This window comes from Streptococcus sp. 29896, from assembly GCF_032594915.1.
GTDB classification, from domain to species: Bacteria; Bacillota; Bacilli; order Lactobacillales; family Streptococcaceae; genus Streptococcus; species Streptococcus suivaginalis.
In genome coordinates, this window is sequence record NZ_CP118733.1 from 1,262,875 (window position 1) to 1,283,930 (window position 21,056).

General features: G+C 42.9%; 22 protein-coding genes and 1 pseudogene. 6 read left to right on the forward strand and 17 right to left on the reverse strand.

The genetic code is table 11. The features are described 5' to 3' along the window. Positions 1 to 95 precede the first annotated feature (95 nt). Both PXH68_RS05880 and PXH68_RS05885 read left to right on the forward strand, forming a co-directional pair. The gene (locus PXH68_RS05880; RefSeq protein ID WP_248028439.1) at positions 96 to 689 is read left to right on the forward strand and encodes a DUF1361 domain-containing protein; all 594 of its coding nucleotides are present in this window, start codon (positions 96 to 98) and stop codon (positions 687 to 689) included. A gap of 164 nt (positions 690 to 853) precedes the next feature. Beyond that, positions 854 to 1,459, forward strand: coding sequence for a DUF1361 domain-containing protein (locus PXH68_RS05885; protein ID WP_248028441.1), 606 nt, complete (start codon positions 854 to 856; stop codon positions 1,457 to 1,459). A gap of 42 nt (positions 1,460 to 1,501) precedes the next feature. On the opposite strand, the gene PXH68_RS05890 is transcribed toward PXH68_RS05885, so the two are convergent. Next, on the reverse strand, positions 1,502 to 2,107 hold the full coding sequence (locus PXH68_RS05890) for a DUF3885 domain-containing protein (protein ID WP_248028442.1): 606 nt from the start codon (positions 2,105 to 2,107) through the stop codon (positions 1,502 to 1,504). Positions 2,108 to 2,218: 111 nt separating this feature from the next. Here PXH68_RS05890 and PXH68_RS05895 point away from each other — a divergent pair, with 111 nt between their 5' ends. Next, positions 2,219 to 3,091, forward strand: coding sequence for a CPBP family intramembrane glutamic endopeptidase (locus PXH68_RS05895; protein WP_248028446.1), 873 nt, complete (start codon positions 2,219 to 2,221; stop codon positions 3,089 to 3,091). Between the two features lie 17 nt (positions 3,092 to 3,108). Here PXH68_RS05895 and PXH68_RS05900 read toward each other — a convergent pair whose 3' ends face one another. The 3 genes from PXH68_RS05900 to PXH68_RS05910 all read right to left on the reverse strand — a co-directional run bounded on the left by PXH68_RS05900 (position 3,109) and on the right by PXH68_RS05910 (position 7,573). Continuing rightward, positions 3,109 to 3,990 carry a DUF975 family protein gene (locus PXH68_RS05900; RefSeq protein ID WP_248028448.1) on the reverse strand — a complete coding sequence of 294 codons (882 nt, stop codon included), beginning with the start codon at positions 3,988 to 3,990 and terminating at the stop codon, positions 3,109 to 3,111. A gap of 114 nt (positions 3,991 to 4,104) precedes the next feature. Next, positions 4,105 to 5,502, reverse strand: a complete 1,398-nt coding sequence (locus tag PXH68_RS05905) for an amino acid permease (protein ID WP_248028450.1) — start codon at positions 5,500 to 5,502, stop codon at positions 4,105 to 4,107. Positions 5,503 to 5,917: 415 nt separating this feature from the next. Continuing rightward, positions 5,918 to 7,573: a hypothetical protein gene (locus PXH68_RS05910; protein WP_248028451.1), complete on the reverse strand. Its 1,656-nt coding sequence runs from the start codon at positions 7,571 to 7,573 to the stop codon at positions 5,918 to 5,920. Positions 7,574 to 7,730: 157 nt separating this feature from the next. Between PXH68_RS05910 and PXH68_RS05915 the strand changes: the two genes are divergently transcribed. Continuing rightward, positions 7,731 to 8,561 (forward strand): exodeoxyribonuclease III, encoded by an 831-nt coding sequence (locus PXH68_RS05915; RefSeq protein WP_248028453.1) that lies wholly within the window; start codon positions 7,731 to 7,733, stop codon positions 8,559 to 8,561. A 98-nt stretch (positions 8,562 to 8,659) separates the two neighbouring features. Continuing rightward, complete coding sequence (locus tag PXH68_RS05920; RefSeq protein WP_248028454.1) at positions 8,660 to 9,556, forward strand: cation transporter; 897 nt, start codon at positions 8,660 to 8,662, stop codon at positions 9,554 to 9,556. A 15-nt stretch (positions 9,557 to 9,571) separates the two neighbouring features. Here the strand turns inward: PXH68_RS05920 and PXH68_RS05925 are convergent, their stop codons facing one another. From PXH68_RS05925 to tmk, 9 genes and pseudogenes are all read right to left on the reverse strand, one after another. Further along, on the reverse strand, positions 9,572 to 9,925 hold the full coding sequence (locus PXH68_RS05925) for an arsenate reductase family protein (RefSeq protein ID WP_248028456.1): 354 nt from the start codon (positions 9,923 to 9,925) through the stop codon (positions 9,572 to 9,574). Beyond that, positions 9,922 to 10,416 carry a methylated-DNA--[protein]-cysteine S-methyltransferase gene (locus PXH68_RS05930; protein WP_248028457.1) on the reverse strand — a complete coding sequence of 165 codons (495 nt, stop codon included), beginning with the start codon at positions 10,414 to 10,416 and terminating at the stop codon, positions 9,922 to 9,924. The genes PXH68_RS05925 and PXH68_RS05930 overlap by 4 nt, the downstream gene beginning before the upstream one ends. Before the next feature lie 2 nt (positions 10,417 to 10,418). Then, on the reverse strand, positions 10,419 to 11,600 hold the full coding sequence (locus PXH68_RS05935) for a 3-phosphoglycerate dehydrogenase family protein (protein ID WP_248028458.1): 1,182 nt from the start codon (positions 11,598 to 11,600) through the stop codon (positions 10,419 to 10,421). Positions 11,601 to 11,961: 361 nt separating this feature from the next. Further along, positions 11,962 to 12,519, reverse strand: a pseudogene (locus PXH68_RS05940) (GNAT family N-acetyltransferase). After that, positions 12,519 to 13,610, reverse strand: coding sequence for a 3-phosphoserine/phosphohydroxythreonine transaminase (serC, locus tag PXH68_RS05945; protein ID WP_205031283.1), 1,092 nt, complete (start codon positions 13,608 to 13,610; stop codon positions 12,519 to 12,521). The pseudogene PXH68_RS05940 and the gene serC overlap by 1 nt, the downstream one beginning before the upstream one ends. 109 nt (positions 13,611 to 13,719) lie before the next feature. After that, complete coding sequence (gene rsmI / locus PXH68_RS05950) at positions 13,720 to 14,583, reverse strand: 16S rRNA (cytidine(1402)-2'-O)-methyltransferase (RefSeq protein ID WP_248028459.1); 864 nt, start codon at positions 14,581 to 14,583, stop codon at positions 13,720 to 13,722. Between the two features lies 1 nt (position 14,584). After that, positions 14,585 to 14,902, reverse strand: a complete 318-nt coding sequence (gene yabA / locus PXH68_RS05955) for a DNA replication initiation control protein YabA (RefSeq protein WP_158457078.1) — start codon at positions 14,900 to 14,902, stop codon at positions 14,585 to 14,587. A gap of 11 nt (positions 14,903 to 14,913) precedes the next feature. Next, a complete protein-coding gene (locus tag PXH68_RS05960) occupies positions 14,914 to 15,807 on the reverse strand; it encodes a DNA polymerase III subunit delta' (RefSeq protein WP_248028460.1) in 894 nt (297 codons plus the stop codon). A 1-nt stretch (position 15,808) separates the two neighbouring features. Next, positions 15,809 to 16,441, reverse strand: a complete 633-nt coding sequence (gene tmk / locus PXH68_RS05965) for a dTMP kinase (RefSeq protein ID WP_248028461.1) — start codon at positions 16,439 to 16,441, stop codon at positions 15,809 to 15,811. A gap of 139 nt (positions 16,442 to 16,580) precedes the next feature. Between tmk and PXH68_RS05970 the strand changes: the two genes are divergently transcribed. Next, on the forward strand, positions 16,581 to 17,462 hold the full coding sequence (locus PXH68_RS05970) for a YitT family protein (protein ID WP_398582960.1): 882 nt from the start codon (positions 16,581 to 16,583) through the stop codon (positions 17,460 to 17,462). A 25-nt stretch (positions 17,463 to 17,487) separates the two neighbouring features. On the opposite strand, the gene PXH68_RS05975 is transcribed toward PXH68_RS05970, so the two are convergent. The 4 genes from PXH68_RS05975 to PXH68_RS05990 form a co-directional block, all read right to left on the reverse strand. Further along, a complete protein-coding gene (locus PXH68_RS05975) occupies positions 17,488 to 18,756 on the reverse strand; it encodes a toxic anion resistance protein (protein WP_248028462.1) in 1,269 nt (422 codons plus the stop codon). Beyond that, on the reverse strand, positions 18,743 to 19,579 hold the full coding sequence (locus PXH68_RS05980) for a hypothetical protein (protein WP_248028463.1): 837 nt from the start codon (positions 19,577 to 19,579) through the stop codon (positions 18,743 to 18,745). Before PXH68_RS05980 ends, PXH68_RS05975 begins: the two co-directional genes overlap by 14 nt. A gap of 125 nt (positions 19,580 to 19,704) precedes the next feature. Then, on the reverse strand, positions 19,705 to 20,361 hold the full coding sequence (locus tag PXH68_RS05985; protein WP_205031288.1) for a CBS domain-containing protein: 657 nt from the start codon (positions 20,359 to 20,361) through the stop codon (positions 19,705 to 19,707). Positions 20,362 to 20,488: 127 nt separating this feature from the next. Then, entirely contained in the window at positions 20,489 to 20,854 is a 366-nt protein-coding gene (locus PXH68_RS05990) for a VOC family protein (RefSeq protein WP_248028464.1), read from the reverse strand. Between the last annotated feature and the right edge of the window lie 202 nt (positions 20,855 to 21,056).

The window sequence follows — 21,056 nt, forward strand, 5'->3', positions numbered from 1 at the left end:
TCATATTTTTGTGTAAAAACAAAGCGACTTCCCGTCCACAATCCTTCTAATATATGATATACTAGAAGAAGTTATGAAAAAGAATGGGGTTATCTATGTTTTCACCTAAAAATCTACTCATCCATCTATTTTTTGCTATCATTGCAGGAGGGATGTTCCTATATGGGGCTGGCAATACTGCCTTGATTTGGAATATGGTCTGGGCCTTACTAGCCTTGGACGTTGCGATTTTGGTGCGTCAGAACAACCACACCGCAAGCAAGCTTTTGATTACGCCTTTTTGGCTCTTCTTTTATCCTAATACCTTTTATATCTTGACGGAGATTGTGAATTTACAGTTTTCAAGCAATGCTCTCTGGGAGCAATCTAGCTTAATTCTCTTCATGCTCTATGTTCCAGCTATTCTATTTGGTATAATGGCTGGGGTAGAAAGTGTCGAATTGATTTTTAAGGGGTATGGCATTCAATTTTACGGCCTTCGACTCTTAGTCATCAGTCTCCTATCTCTGTTTTCAAGCTATGCAATCTACATTGGTCGTTATGCTAATCTGCATAGTTGGGACATTTTTACACGACCACTCGTATTTCTTAATGGCTTAACTTCAGCTATCAACTGGTCATCCTTTCCTTTTATCCTGGGCTTCACGCTCATGCAAATCATGGTCTTGGTCTTTGCAGTTGATGAATAAGACAGAAAAACAGTATGTAATCGCTTGTTACATGCTGTTTTCTTTTTGGGTCAATTTTTACAGGTCCTTTTCTATCCAATGACAAACTAACAAATCTGTGACAGCCTCCCATTTTTTCCTTGGGATATGCTATACTAGACACAGATTACTGAAAGAGGTTTCCTATGTTTTCACAATTTTTCACTAAAAAAACGCTATTTATTCATCTCTTCTTTCTTATTATTGCAGCTGGGTTGCAACGCTATGGGGTTACAGCTCCTGATCTGACCTGGAACATGTTTTTGGCCCTAGTTGCTCTCGACCTGGCTCTTCTTGTTCAAGGAATCAAACAGCCCTTTATAAAAATCGGGATTGGCTTACTCTGGCTCTTCTTCTATCCCAATACCTTTTATATGATAACAGATATCGTCCACATGCATTTTGCCAGCACCGCCCTTTGGCAACGGGAAAATATGATTCTCTTTATGCTCTATGTCCCAAGTATCTTCTTTGGAGTAATGGCTGGCGTGGAAAGTTTACGGCTAATTTTCGAAGGATTTTCAATTAAGTCCTACTGGTTTCGACTGACAATCATTTGCGGTTTATCCCTGTTATCAAGCTTTGCCATTCATATCGGACGCTATGCCCGTCTCAATTCCTGGGACATCTTTACCCGACCAAGCCTAGTCATCAACGAACTACTGGAAGTCATTTCTTGGGAGGCCCTTCCCTTCATCCTCGGCTTTACCTTCCTACAAATCATGGTTCTGTTTTTCGTAGAAAAAGAATAAAAACAAGGTCACCAACTATCTGGTGACCTTATCTTTCTGTACCTACACCCTCCTATCCATCTCCTCCATATCATAGTCAAGTAGGAGGTCACGGTAGTCTGTAAAGAGCTGGTGTCGTTTATCGTTATCAAGGATAGCAATATCCACTCCCCTATCGTCATAGCAATGGTAGATGATCTTATCCTGGCTTGACAAAAAGTGGACTGAGGCTGAAAGGTAGTGAAAACCACCATGGTCGGCTCTGATAATTTCCCTCAGCAAAGCTTTCAAATCTTGACCAGTAACAGGGAAAAGATAGCGTTCAAAGACCAGCACATCCCCCGTCCAGTCCTCCACCTCTATCCGCTCAGGCTCTGGACATTTGTCAAAGTTGTATTTCGATGTAAAATGCCAGAGGTAGGTGTTGATATCCCTTTCTTCCTCATGAAGAAGAGAGAGAACTAGGTAGTCGTATTCTGAAGCTGCCTGCTCCATTAATTCAACCGCACGCGCATAAGCTCGGTCCAGATAAACTTTCTTAGGAAGAGTTTCAGCCTCCTCCGCAGGTCCAATTTCAAATCGAAGCGCCAGAGGTGTGTCATAAAAAAATGGACCCACTAATGGCTTGTTTTGTAACTGAAACTCCTTGAGCCAATCCTTTAGTTGCATAGACATTCTCCTACTCTATTTTTGTATCATTCTACCATACTCATTTCGGTTTGGTCTAGTTTTCCTTTAGAAAATATGATAAACTAGTATAAAACTGTACTGGGAGGTTTCATGAAAACTGCATTTATTTCAGAAAAGGCTAAGTCAGCCTTTAATTTAAATTTTTTCCTCTCTCCTGTGGTCGGTCTCTTCTTGACCGTCGGTGCGGAAATGATCGGCTATTTTACCTTGATGCCCTTTCTATTCGCCTTTGAGGATAATGCATTTATAACACTTTGTTTTGAATTATTTGCCTTTGCCTTTATCAGTTTAGCTGTCATTCTATGGGCAAGAAAGGTAGAAATCAGCCCCTGGCTTGGAATCGGTCTGACCAAAGCGAGTGCCGTCAAGGATTTTCTTCTGGGATGGGGCTTGGGAGCAGCTATGTTGATTACCTGTGTGGCCTTGATGTGGGTCTGTGGTGCCATTGAATTTGTTAGCTTCCATTTTTCACCACTATTTTTGGGGCAATTTTTGATTCTAACCTTAGCTTGGTCTATCCAAGGGACAACGGAAGAATTGCTAACCAGAGGTTGGATGTTTTCATCTCTAGCAGCTCGCTACAATCTACCAGTTGGTATCCTCATTTCATCACTCTTTTTCACCGCACTCCACTTGGGAAATGACGCTATCTCCCTCATTCCGCTCTTGGATCTGACACTCTTTGCTATCCTCGCCTGCCTTGTCATGCTAAAGACAGGAACTGTCTGGCTGATTGGTGGCTTACATGCAGCTTGGAACTGTTTCCAAGGCAATGTCTTTGCCTTTCCAGTTAGTGGTTCAGAGGCAGGGCAAGCCTTTATCCAAGTTCGTACTATGGGACCGGAGTGGCTATCCGGTGGTGGCTTCGGGGTCGAAGGTTCCGTCATCAGCCTCTTGGTCCAATCCCTAATTATCTGCTGGTTAACCTACGATTTATTTTTAAAGAAAAAGAAGCCTGCTTAACAGGCTTTTTTTGAACATTATTTTGTTGCAGTCAGAAAAAATGTTTGATACAAATCAGCAGACTGGCTTTTGCGATCTTCATAGAAAAGGGCTTGACAAGTCCAATAATAGGGCATTACATAAATCGCTAAGAGACCGAATGTCAATAGAATACCAATCCACCAGAAGAAGAAAGACAAATCCAAAAGAAAGAGTCTCATGCGATGCCCTTTCATCAACTGCCAACTTTGTTTCATCAGTTTGAAGGGATTTTGAAATACACCAGCTTCTAACTGATCATGCAACAAGAAGTACATAGGCTTCAGGCTCAAGTCAACATAGAAAGATAAGAGTAGGCCAAAGATCATCAAGCCAAGACTGATGAGACCGACACTAGTTGTAACTAATGGACTAAAATCAGGCAAAACCCCGTAGGACAGAAAATAGAGATTTGGTGTTAGAATTAGACCGAGTCCAGTGACTAAACCAACAATCAAAGGAAGGGAAGCTAGATAGAGACAAAACTCCTTCACCATGGTCGCTAAGACAATCGGTACAAAACGTGGTCCAAAGAGAATGCGGAAACTCTCCTTATAAGAAAGCTGACGCGTCACTTCACGAACCCGTTGCAAAACTTGAAACAGGGCAACTAGGAAGAGCAATTCAACAAGGAATTGAAACAAAAAAGTATATTCAATCCCAAAATCAAGCGTCACATGTTGGAAATGAGTGCCATCATTGTAAATAGGAATCTGCTGATAAAAATAACGAAATTTACTCACCAAAAAGATGGAATTGAGCAAATGATTGACTAGTTCAACTAGTAAACCAAGCAAAACTGGAACTAAAAAGATTCCAACCAGACCATCTGTACTTGACCAAATTGCTCGAGCACGCTCACGAATCGATTGATTTGTCATAGACTTTCCTCCTCTCAATCAGACCTATCTTTTCTATCTTTATTATAGTCAATCCAAGATTTTTTTGCAAGACAATATAGGCAAAAAAATCCCTGTATAGAACAGAGATTTAACTTATTTCAAATGATTGAGTTCGGAATGCTTGTAGCCGTAAAAGAAATAAATACCTGTTCCGATGAGCAAGGCTAGGAAGAAAGCTAGCCAAGTTGCCAGTCCATATTGAAACATAAAGGACAAGCAAATCAAGATAGAGATGATTGGCAAAATCGGAACCAATGGAGTAGAGAATTGTCCTTCTTTTGCCGGGCCTTCTTTCTGTCTCAATCGAATGATTCCTGCAGCTAAGAGAATCAGATAAGCAAGGGTACAGATATTCAGGAAGGAAGCGATGGATGCAAGAGGAAAAACGCCTGCACAGATTGCGGCAAAAATGCCAACTAAGATGGTTGCATTTTTTGGCACCTTGCTCTTTGTAGTCAATTGACTGAGAGATTTCGGCAATAGGCCATCGCGGCTAATGGAGTAAACCATTCGCGAGAGAGCGTAGGTCATCGAAATACACACTGTAATGAGAGTCAAAATCGCAACAATAGAGACATAAGATGCTGCCCAATCCATGCCCACTTGTCGCAGCGCAAAAGCAACTGCATCCGCTACATTCAACTGACTGTAATGAACCATCCCTGTTAGGACCAGGGTCACTAGGATATAAAGGATGGTGACAATGGACAGGGAAATGACAATTCCCTTTGGAACATTTTTTTCAGGCTGCTTCACTTCATCGATCGCCATAGAGATGGACTCAAAACCTAAGAAAGCAAAAAACATGAGCGAGGCACCAGCCATAATTCCCGCCTCACCACCATAGATAGCACCAAAGCCATAGGGGGCAAAATTAGACCAATTCGCTGGTTGAAGATGAATGATTCCAACGAACAAAAAGAGCGCCAAGGCAGAAAATTTCAGAATAACCAGGGCAGAATTGAAACGAAGAGCTGCCTTAGAATTTAAGAGAACTACCCCCACTACAAAACCAAGTACCAAGACAGGTAGGATATCGATATAGGTCCCTGCTTGAGGATTAAAAGTGCCATTCAAGGCAGTAGGTAAGGTAAGCCCCATATTGGCTAAGAGCCCCTTCAAGTAGGCTCCCCAACCAGAGGCAACACTCGAAACAGCTGTTAAAAATTCCATGATGGTCAACCAGCCCGCTAACCAAGCAGGAAATTCCCCAAAAATGGAATACAAGTACCCATAGGCCCCTCCATTTGCTGGGATGCGAGAGGCATACTCAGCATAAAACAATGCTGTCAAACCAACTGAAACCGCCGCGATCAAGATAGAGACGACCAAGGCAGGGCCTGCATATTCTGCAGCTGCCAACCCCGTTACAGTAAAAATTCCCGTTCCAACCATGGAGCCAATTCCAAGAAGTATCAGGTCAACCAATCTCAAGTGACGGTGCATGGCTGTCTTTGATTTTCTCAAAGATTTCTTTCGAAATAGATTCATGTAATCTCCTTTACACAATTTTTTCAAACTGAATCATTATACCATGAAATAAGCATCTTAGCACGAAAAAATGAGAATGGGAAAGAACTCGACTAGGTCAAAAAAGAGTTCCCCTCATTTCCAAACATGTAGTTCGGGCTAAAATAGTCCACTGGACTATTTTACTCCCACCCCCGCATAGCTCCAACGGTCAGCGTAGTGACTGTTGGAGGTTGGAAATGAAGCGAACTCAGTTCGCAACAGTCGTAATGGCCAGATTCGGAGTGCAAAACACGAATTGCTGAGATTTGCTTCGCAAATCTTATCTCCAACTTTTAACAGTCCACTGGACTGTTAAATCCAATCAACCACTGCGCTGAGATGTTGACACGAACTCTGAGAAGTGGACCTAGGCTTTTTGCCCAGTCTCATTGGATTATTTTGTTTCAAGAGTGAATTGATTGAGGTAGTTATTTTTAGCCAATTGACCGGTGAATTGATCGCCAACTTTCATAAATGGTAGCTGATCTGTCGCATCTTCACTTGCTTTTACTTTATAAATCGTTCCCTGAGATTGTAGGTAATAAACAGTTGTTCCCCCAATCATCTGACTTCCTAAGGCTTCGATAGTTCCTTCAATCACTTGAATATCCTGACTTGCAGTCGAACCATCACTAGAGATACCTGCCAGACTGGAAGCATCTGAACCAGAGACCTGTGAAATCAAGCTCGCCAAATCGTTATTGACTGTTACTTGTTGATAATCTTCTGCATCGACCAGAGCATAGGTTTTAACCAGCCCTGCATCATCTTTCAAGGAAACAAGGTAATAGGCTTTGTCAGAGAATTTTACCAGACTAGGTGCAGTTGCCTGATAGCCTTTTTCCTGCACCTCTCCTTCTGCTGATTCTTGGGCTGCAGTTTCTGTTGCAGACGCTAGCTTGTAGTTGGTGATTTGGCGGGTCCGCATATTGACAAGAATAAAGCCTAGGTTAGAAGAATCAGCTGTTGCGGAGGTAATCCCTGTATAGAGATAAATATCCGACCCAATCGTAATATAGTTGTAGCTATCCGTCGTATTTTTCACGCCAGTTTGACTGAAAATAGTGTTCCAAAAGCCATTCTGATAGGTATAGTGATCATCCACACGACTGATCACATTTGTGGCAGAATACACTCGGTCCACCCATTCTGGGATGTCTGCAAGATCATAGCGCTTGCTTTCACCTGTCACAGCATCCAAGACAACTGCTCCAACTGGGTCGTTCGAAGATAGTCCAAACTGTGGCTGATAGATGGTCGCAATGTAATAAGGGTTTCCTTCGTCATCTACTTCAAAGGATGGTTTGCCAAAAATGGTCGTTGGGTACTGGAAGCGGAGGTGGCGCATGGTGTCATTCATCAGGTACTCAGAATCGGAGTAATGCATGGCCTTGCTGAGTTTTGCCAACTCTGCCTTACCTGTCGTTTGATTTACCTTAACATAGTATTCAATCCCATCTTGATGATTGCTAATCCACTTCCAAATGCTCTTGTACTCAAGCGGTGAAACCCGATAGGGCTGCTGACCAATGGTAATCTGACGGTAATCATCTGAAATGCCAAACTGAGAAACCTTATCAATGGTCCCTAAATAGGTATCACCGATTTTCTCTGCAGAAGCCCGATCCAAAAGGGCTAGTTTTGAAATATCCGTTTCCGGAAAATCCTCCTTAAAATCCGCATCCTGGACCGTCACCACATTGGCATAATCTTTGGCACGAAAAATCCGTGAATTAGCAAACCCTATCACCATCAAGGCAAGAATAACGAAAATCCAAGCCCGACCTAACCAAACCAAATGGGCAGGCAAAGACTTATTCAACTCATAGGTTTCTACTTGCCGATTTCTACCAGACAATTTACTGGCCTTTTGGACCAATCCCTGTGGACTGGAAAAGAGCAAAATCAACCAAGCAAAGCCCAGAGATTGCAATAGGAAAATCCAAAAACCTAAACTGTAGATACTAAGAGCTGGCAATTGGAACCAATAATAGACAAGCATTTCCAAAACGAGTGCCAGCCAGGCAAAGCCAATAACTGTTCTTTTCATCCTAACCTCCGTAAACAAAGATTTACTTGCTACTATTGTATCATACTTTTAATACTGTAACACAAAAAATGAAAAGATTTTTTCCAGTTCCTAGATTCGCTTGGTCAAAGGATTTTTGGTATAATAAAACACGATAAAACTAGAAAAAGGAACCCATATGAAACTCATTTCTTGGAACATTGATTCCCTCAACGCTGCGCTAACTGCAGAATCCCCACGTGCCCTCCTATCCCGTGCCGTGATTGACACGCTAGTTGCGGAAGATGCCGACATCATCGCTATTCAGGAGACCAAACTCTCTGACAAGGGGCCAACCAAGAAGCACTTGGAAATTCTGGAAAGCTACTTCCCAGGCTATGCGAACACGTGGCGTTCATCGGTTGAGCCTGCACGCAAGGGCTATGCAGGGACCCTCTTCCTTTATAAAAATCACCTTACACCAACTATCAGCTTCCCAGAAATTGGTGCCCCGACCACTATGGATTCTGAGGGACGCATCATCACGCTGGAGTTTGACAACTTCTATGTTACCCAGGTTTATACGCCAAATGCTGGAGATGGCTTGAAGCGATTGGCCGACCGCCAAATCTGGGACGTTCAGTATGCCGAATACCTATCACAGCTTGACAGCCAAAAGCCTGTTCTAGCTACAGGTGATTACAACGTTGCCCACAAGGAAATCGACCTTGCCAACCCAGCCAGCAACCGCCAGTCACCAGGGTTTACAGATAAAGAACGTGAGGGCTTTACAAACTTGCTAGCCAAAGGCTTCACAGATACCTTCCGCCACTTGCATGGGGATGTCCTCAATGCTTATACCTGGTGGGCACAACGCAGCCGCACCAGCAAAATCAACAACACAGGCTGGAGAATCGACTACTGGTTGGTTAGCGACCGTATCGCTGACAAGGTGACAAAATCAGCTATGATTGACTCCGGTGCTCGCCAAGACCATACACCGATTGTCATGGAAATTGATTTACCATAGAAGAGGGAATACCCTCTTTTTCTTTCGGACAGTATTTTTGAAATCGTTTCCAAAATATAGTATACTAAATTTAGTGAACTAGTTAAGAAGGAGATGAAATGGATCCAAAAAAAATTGAAGCGCGCTCTTTAACCATTTCTGCCCTGGTCAATGGGCTCAGTGGTTTGGTAGGTCTCGCAGTTTACATTATGACCGATTTAAACGCTCTTCTCTTGGACAGTGTCTTCTCCCTAATTGCTTTTGTGTCATCTGTTGTTGCCGTCTATATTTCAAAAAATAGCCACCGGAGAACAACAACATTTCCACAAGGCCTTCACTTTCTAGAGCCGCTCTATGCCATTATGAAGTCCTTGGCCACCCTACTCTTGCTTGTTTTTGCCGTTTTGGAAACAGCAGCGACAGCCTTTGCCTATTTTGTACATGGCATTGGGCACCAGATGACAACGGGGCCTGTTATCCCATACACCAGTATTATGCTTTTTGTTTGCTTCGGTCTATATGGCTACAATCGCTATATGAATCAAAAAATCGGCAATATCTCAACCATCATTGCAGCTGAGGCCAAAGGCAACTTGATTGACGGATTGATTTCAGCTGCCATTGGTATCGCTTTTCTATTTCTTGCCTTTATCCCAGTAAACAGTCCCTTGCAGTTCCTACATTTTACAGGAGATTTCTTTGTAACGGTTGCTCTTGCAGTTATTTCCTTCAAAGAACCGCTCCAGCTGTTGATATCAGCCTTTATGGAATTGGCACACGGTACCATTCAGGCACCTGATTTGAGAGACAATATCTACGAAATTCTCACACCTTATTTGGAAGAAGAGGAGGACTTGGATATTCTCATCTACAAACAAGGTATGCAGCTCAAGGTCAAAATTCACCTTCACAAGGTCAGTCCTAGTAGCTTTGCGGAACTTCGTGCCAACAAGCAAAATATGCTCTACCAGCTACGTAAAGACTATGAATACATTTCCATTGAATACGCCTTTTAACAAAAACTCTCGGCCTTATAAGCCGAGAGTTTCATATTTTGTACGATAGCCAATCTGCAATATTTTTCCATCTTGAATCAAGAGAGGACGTTTAATCAACATACCATCATTAGCTAATAAGTCTAATGCTTGATCCACCGTTAAGCTGTCAAATTTATCTTTCAGACCTAGTTCACGGTAACTATTTCCTGAAGTATTGAAATACTTTTTCAGGTCTAAACCTGTTGCTTCCATCCAGGATTTGAGCTGGTCAGCACTTGGAGGAGTTGCCTTGATATCAATAGCTTCAAATTCCAAGCCCAAACTTTTCAGCTCTGCTTTTGCTGCTCGACAGGTCGAACACTTGGGATATTCATAGAATAAAATCATTGTTTCACCTCAAAGTATGGATTTTCGTGTTGCAAGAGCCAGATTTTTTTATCCAGTCCTCCCGCATAGCCTGTCAACTGCCCATTTTGATTGAGAACACGGTGGCAGGGAACGATGACAGAATAGGGATTTCGCCCAACTGCTCCACCGACTGCCTGCCCTGAACAGACTCCCAGTTGCTGGGAAAGTTGTCCATAGCTAGTCGTCTGGCCATGAGGGATTGCTTTCAATAAGGTCCAGACTTTTTCCTGAAATTCCGTTCCAATAGCTTCAAGCGTCAGGCTAGAAAAATCCACATCTTGACCTGAAAAATAAGCATCCAGCAAGAGACTGGTCTGATCCAAAATAGGATGTGAGCCTAGAACTGGTTCTTCAGCTAGTCCTCGTTCAAAATACTTCTGGTCCTCGAACCAGGCACCTCGCAAGCCCCTATCACTAGCAACAAGAGACATAGGACCAAGTGGACTGTGATAGATCGTTTTTAAGTACATACTTAGTTTTTATTTTTAATGACGCGGACCTTGACAATGGCTTCCGTTGCTTCAAAGTTGGCAACCAACTGGTCGATTTTTGTCTTGTCTGCTTCATCCAAATCCAACAAGGTATAGGCATAGTCACCCTTTGACTTGTTGATAATGTTGTCAATGTTGATGCCTAATTCAGACACGGCTGTGGTGATTTTTGCCACCATGTTTGGAATGTTTTTGTTGATAAGGGTAATTCGATAGGGAGCATCCAAGAACTGTTTGACATTTGGGAAATTGACTGAGTTGATGATTTCACCAGTCTCCATAAAACGCCGAATGGTCTGACCAGCTGCAATAGCACAGTTGAGCTCTGCTTCTTCTGTTGAACCACCAACGTGTGGGAAGACGATAATGTGGTCCTTATTAAGCACTTCTTCTGTTCCAAAGTCAGTGATGTAATTCTTGATAACTCCTGCTTCGATGGCTTCAAACAAGTCGGCATTATTGACCAGCTCACCACGAGCGAAGTTAATCAAAGTCGTCCCTTTTTTCATTTGACCAAAACTAGCTGCATTAAACAAGTCGCGCGTCTTGTCTGTCAAAGGAACATGGACCGTGATATAGTCAGCATTGGTAAAGATTTCTTTCAAATCATCTACCCGTTTAACGTGACTTGAGATACTCCATGCTGTTTCAATCGACACATACGGATCATAACCAAGCACATTCATGCCCAGACGGCGAGCGTCGTTGGCAATACGGGCACCAATAGCACCAAGTCCAATGACACCAAGAGTTTTACCAGAAATTTCTGTCCCTGCAAACTGCTTCTTACCTGCTTCAACCTGCTTAGGTACATCATCTCCTGACAATGTATTAGCCCAAGCTGTCGCTCCGATATAGTCACGAGCAGACAAAAGGATAGAGGCAAGCACCGCTTCTTTTACGGCATTGGCATTGGCTCCGGGAGTATTGAAAACAACAATTCCCTTCTCAGTCGCTTCCTCAATAGGAATATTGTTGGTCCCAGCACCTGCACGAGCAATGGCTTTCAAATTTTCAGGAAAATCAAAACCATGCAAGTTTTCAGAACGGATGATAAAGGCATCTGGATTGGCCGCATGGTCTCCGTCAATCTGGAAACGATTGCCCAATTCCTTCAAACCAACTTGATTAATATTGTTAAACGTACGTACACTAAATACCATTTTTCTTACCTAAAAAGGGGAGTGGGAAAGAACTCAACTACTCCTAGAAGAGTTCCCCTCATTTCCAAACAGTAGGTTCGGGCTAAAATAGTCCACTAGACTATTTTACTCCCACCTCCGCATAGCTCCAACAGTCAGAGTAGTGACTGTTGGAGCTTGGAAATAAAGCGAACTCCGTTCGTATCAGCCGTAGAGGTCAGATTTGGAGTGCACACGAACTGCTGAGATTTGTTTCACAAATCTTATCTCCAACCTCTAACAATCTCCCAGATTGTTAGAGCCAATCAACCACTGTTCTGAGATGTTGACACGAACCTTGAGAAGTGATACGAAGCTTTTTCCCGGTCCCTTTCTTTCTTTATTAATTATTTCCCAAGAGCCAACGATCATCTTCATCAATCTCCTGATAGAGACTGCGCTCGCTCTTGTGTTTGATTTTTTGGTAGGCTAGGCGTTCGCCGTCCAAGGGAACCTTTCCACAATAGACAAAGCCTAGCTTTTCCAGGATGTGCTGCATGGGCAGGTTTTTCTCATGGGTATCACAGCGGAAATCTGGGCCCTTTTGCCCTTCGATAATCCCTTGCAGGAAGGTCTGAACAACACCTTGACCCTAAAACTCCTTGGCTACTGCCACACGGTGAATAGTCGTGTAAAGGGGATTGTTATGCTGCCACTTGCCGTCATAAATGGCTTCATAAGCAGCCTCTGTCCCACGAAAGACAGCCGCATAAACCGCAACCTTACCATCCACCAGACCAACATAGCCCTTGCCTGTTAAAATATCATCAAAAATCGTATCTTGATTAGGGTAAATTCCTTGCCACTGGCTACTGCCAGAAGCTGCTAGAAAGGCCTTGGCCTGATCAATAATCTGACTAATAACTGCTACTTCATTGGGATGAGCAAGACGGATTTCCATTAAGCATTCTCCGCTTCAAATTTCTTCATAAAGTCAATCAAATCAACCACACCTTGGCGTGGGAAGGCATTGTAAAGTGATGCCCGCATTCCACCAACAGAACGGTGGCCCTTGATGTTCTTAAAGCCTGCTGCTGTTGCTTCTTTGACAAATTTAGCATCCAATTCCTCGCTTGGTGACACGAATGGAATGTTGGCTACTGAACGCTCTTCTTTTTTACGGACAGGGTTGCTGTAAAAAGCTGACGCGTCAATATAGTCGTAGAGCAGACCTGCTTTTTCACGGTTGATTTTCTCCATTTCGTCCACACCACCGATTTCCTTGACCCACTCAAAGACAAGTTTGGAAATGTAGATAGAGTAAGCTGGCGGCGTATTATAGAGCGATTCATTTTCTGCTTGAATGCGGTAATCCAACATGCTTGAAAGCATTGGTTGGTCGTTGAGGAAATCCTCACGGATAATGACAACTGTCACACCCGCTGGACCAATATTCTTCTGTGCACCGGCATAAATCATGGCAAAATCTTCTACATTGTAACGAGCTGCCAAGATGTTTGAAGACATATCACCAATAACTGGAACACCATTAGTATCTGGAATGTCATAGACAGCCGTTCCTTCAATGGTATTGTTAGTTGTCAAGTGAACATAGGCTGCACTTGGATCAATGTCATTTTTATCAAAGGTCGGCAATTCTGCATAGGTGATGTCTTCTGTTGAACCTAGCAAAATTGGTTCAAAATCAATGGTCTTAGATAGTTTCACTGCCTCTGTATAGGCTTTTTTACCCCAAGAACCACCTGCTAGATAGTAGGCTTTCTTTCCTTGAGCAAAGTTGAGCGGAATCATGGTGAATTCCAATGATGCTCCGCCTTGCAAAAACATCACCTTGTAGTTATCAGGAATAGCCATGAGTTCACGTAGGGTTGCCTCAGCACCTTTAATAATGTCGTCGAAGTCTTTGGAGCGATGGGACATCTCCAAAACACTCATTCCCGAACCATTGTAGTTCAAGAATTCAGCTTGAGCGCGTTCAAGTACTGGTTTTGGTAATACTGCAGGACCTGCAGAGAAGTTGTAGATTGTCATAAAATCCCTCCAAAAATGTAATGTGTTCATTATATCACAAGAATTCAGAAAATTCCATAAAGTTACCTAAATTCTCAGAAAAGATACGGAAATTAGAAAAGACTAGGCCTTAGCCTAGTCCATGGTACACATCATATACTTCTTGTTTTTTGAGTTGGTAGCGTTTGGCAACTTCTTTAATAGCCTGGTTGGGTTTGCGGCCACTTGCGATTTCCTTTTCAACCTCAGCTTTTAAATCCACATCTTCTGCAGATGGCATCTCTTCTTCACCAGCACCAGCGACAATAATAAGACATTCTCCTTTTAGAGGGTTGTCCTTCAAATAGTCTAAAACTTCTGAAATAGTGCCTCGCTGGTATTCTTCATAGAGTTTGGTCAATTCGCGCACGACTGTCACCTGGCGGTCTCCATAAACAGAAAGCATGTTTTCCAAGGTATCTACCACACGATAAGGAGACTCATAGAAGATCTGAGTCTCCGGATAAGCACGTTTCTCTTGGAAAAAGTCCTTTTGCTGCCCTGCTTTTCTAGGCAAAAAGCCGTAGAAAATATGCGGTTGCGGAGCCAAGCCGGAGGCAATCAGGGCTGTAATTCCTGCGGACGCCCCAGGCAATGCCACAACAGGAATATTTTCTGCAATAGCTGCCTTTACTAAGTCATGACCAGGATCCGAGATAGAAGGCAAGCCTGCATCAGACACCTGGGCAATAGACTTGCCCGACTTGAGCCAATCAATCAAGACAGGAATCTTTTCATGGGCATTGTGTTCATGAAAAGAGGTTTGCTTTGTGTCAATCTCAAAATGTTTGAGCAAAAGTCCTGTGTTACGGGTGTCCTCCGCCGCGATCACATCAACATCCTTCAAGGTTTGAATAGCTCTGAAGGTCATATCTTGTAGATTCCCAATTGGGGTAGGCACTAAGTAGAGACTACCAACTGTCTGATTCCCTTTAAATGATTTTTGTAGGTTCATCTTATTCTCGATTCAATAGTTCATCACAAAACATACAGGTTTCGTCATTATCACGACGTTTACCATAATCATAGTTACAGATATGGAATCCATCTTCATAGACATGACGCAGATTTTCCTTACCAGAACTAGAATTTTTTGCAGAAGCAGTTGTGTCTTTTGCTAGTCGCTCCCGCAGTTTAGAATTTTCCAAACGAAGAGCCGTGTTTTCTTCAATCACTCCTCGTAAGTGGTTTTGAATGGCCTCAACCTCTGCAAGTGTCGTCAAAAGTTGTTGCGAAAAATCCTCTAGAGCATCAAAAAGTTCTCTTTTATCCATTTTCTTCCTTTCTAATTCTGGTTTTGTAAGACTAGGTATTCCAGAGAATTCTGCAAACTGACATTGGCCTGCCACATCTTCTTAGCAGACAAGCAAGCTGTCAGTAATTGCCTTGCCTTTTTCTCTGCCATCTGGTCAGCCAACAAACAGATCAGTAGTTCAAACAAACGAGCCTGCTCTGCTTTTTCCACCGCCAAGTTAACCAACTGAGGCACCAAAAGATAGGCCCTGTCTTGGGAATGCAACAAACTGTCCACAAACTTACGACAAATCGCAAGCAGGTCCAAATAAGACTTACTCTTAGCCAAGTCCAAAGCTTGATCGAGTTGGGAAACGAGCTGGGCAGTTAAGACTGCTTGGTTGCGCAAAAGTCCTGCTTCTTCTAGTTTTCGTTCGATGAGTGGTTGATTTTTAGGAAAAGTCACAATTTGCGCCCGACTTTTAATGGTCGGCAGTACCGCTTCTTCCTGATTGGTAAGCAGAAAGAGGTGTATTTTACTCTGAGGCTCTTCCATGACCTTGAGAAGCGAATTAGCAGCATTGGCATGCATCTTTTCTGCTTCGCGGATGATAAAAACCTGCTGATTGGATTCAAAACCAGAGCGTGAAAAATCCTTTACCAAGTCACGAACCATTTCCGTTTTTATCAGATTACCTTGAGGCGCCAATGTAGTCACGTCTGAAAACTGTCCCTCTTCAATCAGGCGACAAGTCCGACATTGACCACAGGCAAGGGCATCTTCTTTTTCCTGACAAAAGAGTGACTGGCTGAGAAAGATAGCCATCTCATAGCTGGCAAAGTCACCTGAAAACAAATAAGCATGAGCCAAGCGACCTTGTATCATCACAGTTTGAAAATAGGAAAATACCTTGGGTTGCAATTCCCTTACTTGTTCTTGTTTCATGCTAGACCTTGAGTTTTTCTTCAATCATAGCCAAGGCTTGCGCTGTTACAGTTGCCAAGTCTTGACTCGCATCAATTCTCACCACTCGGTCACTCTCTTTTTCCAAAATAGACAAGTAACCTTGGCGAACCCGTTGGTGCATATCGATTTTCTCCATGTCCAAACGGTCCACATCTCGACTGGCATTACAAGCGATCCGAGCCAACCCCTCTTCCACGTCAATATCAAAATAGAGCGTCAAATCAGGTTTCAATCCATCCGTCGCATAAGCGTTGAGCCAGTTGATATCATCCACATCTAAACCACGACCAAACCCTTGGTAGGCAATTGAGGAGTCAATAAAGCGATCAATGATGACTAGGGCTCCTCTTTCCAATGGTGGCAGAATTTTTTCCATCAGGTGCTGACGACGCGCAGCAACAAATAAGAGCAGTTCTGTCTTATCATCCATCTCCGTGTTCTCTGGATTCAAAATAATGGATCGAATCGCTTCTGCAATGGAGACTCCGCCAGGCTCTCGTGTTGTCACAATCTCCCTTCCCAAGGCTTCTAAAGCTGGAAGCATCTGTTGGAGAACAGTGGTTTTTCCAGCCCCATCTGGCCCTTCAATTGATATTAAAAATCCCTTGCTCATCTGGTTTCTTATTCCTACTTTCAAAACTATTTCCACTTATTTTACCAAAAATCTATCAAAAAAGCACCTTGAATTTGCTTGTTAGCGCTTCAAAAATCTGATAGAATGGTCATAAGAACGCAAAAAGGAAGGAAGTATCTTGAAGTTAGCATATCCAATTCAATTGAAAAAAATCTGTCTGATTCTCTTGGGTGCAGGTTTATTTGCCTTCGGACTGAACTACCTGGTCATGCCCAACCACCTCTATGAAGGAGGGGTGACAGGGATTAACTTGATTATCTACTACCTGTTCGGTATCCAACCCTGGGTGATGAACATAGTCATCAATATCCCTCTTTTCATCCTAGGCTGGCGGATTTTAGGCCACAGAACCCTTATCTATTCACTCATCGGTACCTTTGCAGTGACCCTTTGGTTGATCCTCTTTGAAAAGCTCCCACTACAAGTCAACTTAGAAGGTGATTTGCTTATCGTCAGCATGTTGAGCGGTATCTTTGTCGGTGTTGGCCTTGGCATCATCTTTAAGGCTGGCGGTACAACTGGTGGAGCGGACATTCTAGCCCGTATCGGCCACCGTTATAGCCAATTTTCAATTGGAAAGATTATCCTTGCCATCGACCTCTTGGTCTTAACATTGACGGTCTTGGTGTCCCAAAACCTAAGGACCGTACTCTATACCCTCCTCATGGTGACAATTGCGTCGCGAGTGATTGACTTTATCAGCGATGGTGGTTACGGAAGCAAGGGTGTGATGATCATCAGCGAAAAATCAGAAGAATTAGCAACAGCTATAGATGCGGAAATTGAACGTGGAATCACCTTTATCAAGGCGCAGGGTTTTTACAGTCGTCGTGATATCCATATGGTCTATTCAGTCATCTATAAAAGCCAACTCCAAGAGATGAAAGACTTGATTCATCGCATCGACCCCCATGCCTTTATTACCATCCTTGATGCACACGAAGTCTTAGGAGAAGGCTTCACCCTCGATAGCAATAAAAATCCTATTCCTAAAGATTAAAAGCAGTTCAAGTGAACTGCTTTTTTTATTCGGATTCTAATTCTTGTTCTGCTTCTGTCTGTGCCTGACGTCCTTGATCCAGTAAAGCAGCAATGATTTTCTCATCCCGTAATTTCACAGAATCATTGATGGTTTCAGCAGAGCGAATAATCGCAGACTCCAATTCACGACGTTTTTGTCTGCCTTCGTCAATCGCAGCGATAATCCCGTTGTTTTGTGCCACCAAGCTTTCAGCTAATTTGGTCACAGAAGTGATGGACAGGGTTGGATTTTGTGCAGTTCTTTCCATCATTGGAATAGCTTCTTTTGAGGTGTCCGCTAGCATCTGCAAAGCAGCATTGTTAGCATTGACAATAGCATCAGCTGTCTGACTGGATTTGATAGACTGCTGCAAAATTCCCAGCTGAGCGATTGACAGTTTCATGGTTGGAATGGTGTTGCGACGGAGCATACCCAAGCGCTGTTTCATGTCAGAAGAAACTTTGACCAAATTTCGCATTTGTGGGGTGGTGGTCCAGGCTACATACAAGCGACTCATGTATTCTGAATGCTGTTGTTCCAAGATATTGGCAACTTCTGTCACACGTGCCAACTTTTCCGATGTAACTTGGTAGTCCACAGAAGTTGGGGCAAGACTCGCCAGACTGGTCTGAAGAGCTTGTGCACGCTCTGCTGCTTCCTTACCAGTCGCCTCAACAAAGGCAATTACTCCTACCAAGTTTTCGATAGACTTGGTGTTGTTCTCGATTAGCAGCTCTGCCGACACAATATTGCGTGCCAAGACTTCTTCTTGTTTAACAACACTAGCTGCCATGCTGTCCATACGCTTTTCAATCGATTGTGAATCAAAGTAAAACTCTTGTAAATCGTTCTTTGTCTGCTTAAATAACCGTTGGAAGAAACCAGGTTTCTTCTCCAATTCGGCAGTCGTTGAAACATCCTTGTATTTGGCTACAAATCCATTCAACTCACGGTTGGTATTGGCAAGCAGCTCATCCACCTGAGGAATTTCGATTTTTTTCTGCTCAGACAAGATATGGTTTACTGTCGCATTAACCTCTTCCACGGCTTCCTTTCCGAAATCCAACAAAGCATTTTGGTTGGCCAAGAAATTGTCTACCAACTGCGGCGCCTTTGCCACAATGCCAGCTTGTTGTTCAGGTGTCAGCTGTGTCAAGAAAGAAACGGTCTTAGTCTCACCAACTGGTGTCGCTTGAATAATCTCAGTTGTTTTATCCCGTTGTCCCAAACTTGTTGCTGCAATCTGGTCGATATCAAAATTAAATCCTGTCATGACTTGTTTGTTCCTCCTTCTTCATCATCCGTAAACTAATTTCAAAATCCCTCAAGTCTGCTTCGTTAAACTGACGAATGGTTTCATCCAATTCCTTGTCGAAACTTTCCATAGCCAACTTAGCCTGGCTCATACGCTCTTCCGCATTAAAGAAATCTTTCGGAGAGGACTTAATCTTCAAATAACCAGCCAATATATCCTCAAAACGTCGCATATTGGCGTCATGGATAGCTTCTAATTCCTCTCGTTTATCCGTCGTTGCTTCCAACTTTTCACGAATGACCAGGTTGTCCTTTTGAACATTGCAATAGGTTTCCAAAATTTCTGGCGCCTGTTGGGCAATCCAGGCTTTTTCCGATACAATTGGGTCCACTTTTTCTTCCACGACCACTTCTTCCACCTCTTTCGGCGTTTGAAGTCGGTAACGCAGGCTCAGTGCAGCTTGTGCCTCCTGACTCCAATAGGCATCCAAATACTTTTTTGTTTTCTGGTAAAGCAAGTCTAACTCGAACAATCGCCCCAGTAAATCGCCCTTAAGCCGTTGGCTAGCCTGGTCTTCCCCTTTCTCAGCTAGCATAAGCTGATACTGGTCAAAATGTAGTTTTGAACTGGTTGTCAATTCTTGCAGACGCTTAATATCATTGGAGAGAAAAAAACGATGGATGGCATCTCGTTTATAAAAATAGCCAATTAACAAGCCAAGTGGCAATAAAATATACCAAAAACTCATGACAAATCCAATGGCTAAAACGATCAGCAAGCCAATAATTTCAGAATTTTTCTTGCCAGATTTATAGTATTTTTTATACTTCTTATGTCCCATACTTCCTCCTTGTATAATCGCTTTTATTATACCATATATCTAATTTAACACAGCATTTTCTAGCTAGAAAAAGAAAAAAAGCAGTCCAATTATTCGCTTATGGACTGCTATTTCATTTTTTCACTTTAAATATTTTTTGCGACTGTCGGCGTCAAGCTATCCACCCGGATACCTGCCCCTTCAAATAAACTGCGGACTTCTTCCACATCGACCTTGCCATCGATCTGTACTTCAATCACAACCTTACCAGATTTTGTTGCCAATTGAACCGTTGAAACGATATTGTAGTCTTTGTCTGCCACCAAGCGGATAATTTTTTCCAACTCACCTGCCTTATTATCTACAAGGAAACGTGCCCGAACACCTTCTTCACCATAACCGGAAACATGAAGGAAGGCCGCAAAAATATCACGATCCGTAATAACACCATAAAGCTGGCCATTATCTACTACCGGAAGAATACCGACCTTATTTTTGTACATGAGATAGACAGCATCTTCAAGACTGGCATAGCCAGATACAGTAATGACATTTTTAATCATGACATCCTTGACCTTGGTCTTGTTTAGAAGGTAGTTCATCTCGTAAATGGACAAGCTCGTTGCCTTCGATGGGCTTGCTTCTGCAATCGTTCCCTCTGTCACCAAACCAACCAACTTATCGTTTTCAATAACAGGCAGACGGTGCAAATCCTGTTCACGCATGATATCCGCCGCTTGGGCAATGGTCGTATCTGGTGAAATATAGACAACCTTGCGGGTCATAAAATCTTTAACTGACATAGGTATTCCTCCCTTGGATTTTCATGCTTTATTATACCACAAAACCGAAAACGATTTCAATATCTTATGAAAAAATATGAAAATCAGCGATCGAAAACCGCTGATTGTTCCAAAGCTCAATAATTTTTTACCCTTTAACTGCAAAGTAATGACCACTTGGGCTAGCAAAGTTAAAGTTAGGGAAAGGTTCCGCATTGACCGAACTGCAGGTATCCGTCAAACCAGCGATGCGTGCTTGAAGACCATGAATATCATCCGTTTCAAACAAGACGCTTGGCTTCATATCAATCACTTCTGGTGATACTTGGCGGATAAACTCATTTGCGTAAACAGTAATGGTCGTTGTCGCTTCTGCATGTGGCTTCATGTCAAAGCTTTCGTAGCCCATCATCTCAGCTTCATTGAAAATAGTAAAACCAGCAGCTGTCCAAAAAGCCTTCTCAGCAGCTACGTCATCCACATAAAACATCAAGCCAAATTCTTTTGTAAACATTTTTATTCCTCAATATCATCTTTCTAAAAATACTTCTGATGAGGATACAATACTACCATATTGTCCAGAAATAAGCAAGAATGTGAGAGCAGAGTAGCTCATTAGGGTGGGGGACAAACTAGCAACGTTAATTGCTGGTTTTCCTATCTCCCGATTAAAACAGCCATCCCAAAAATAAGAAAGACCGTCTTCAGACGGTCCC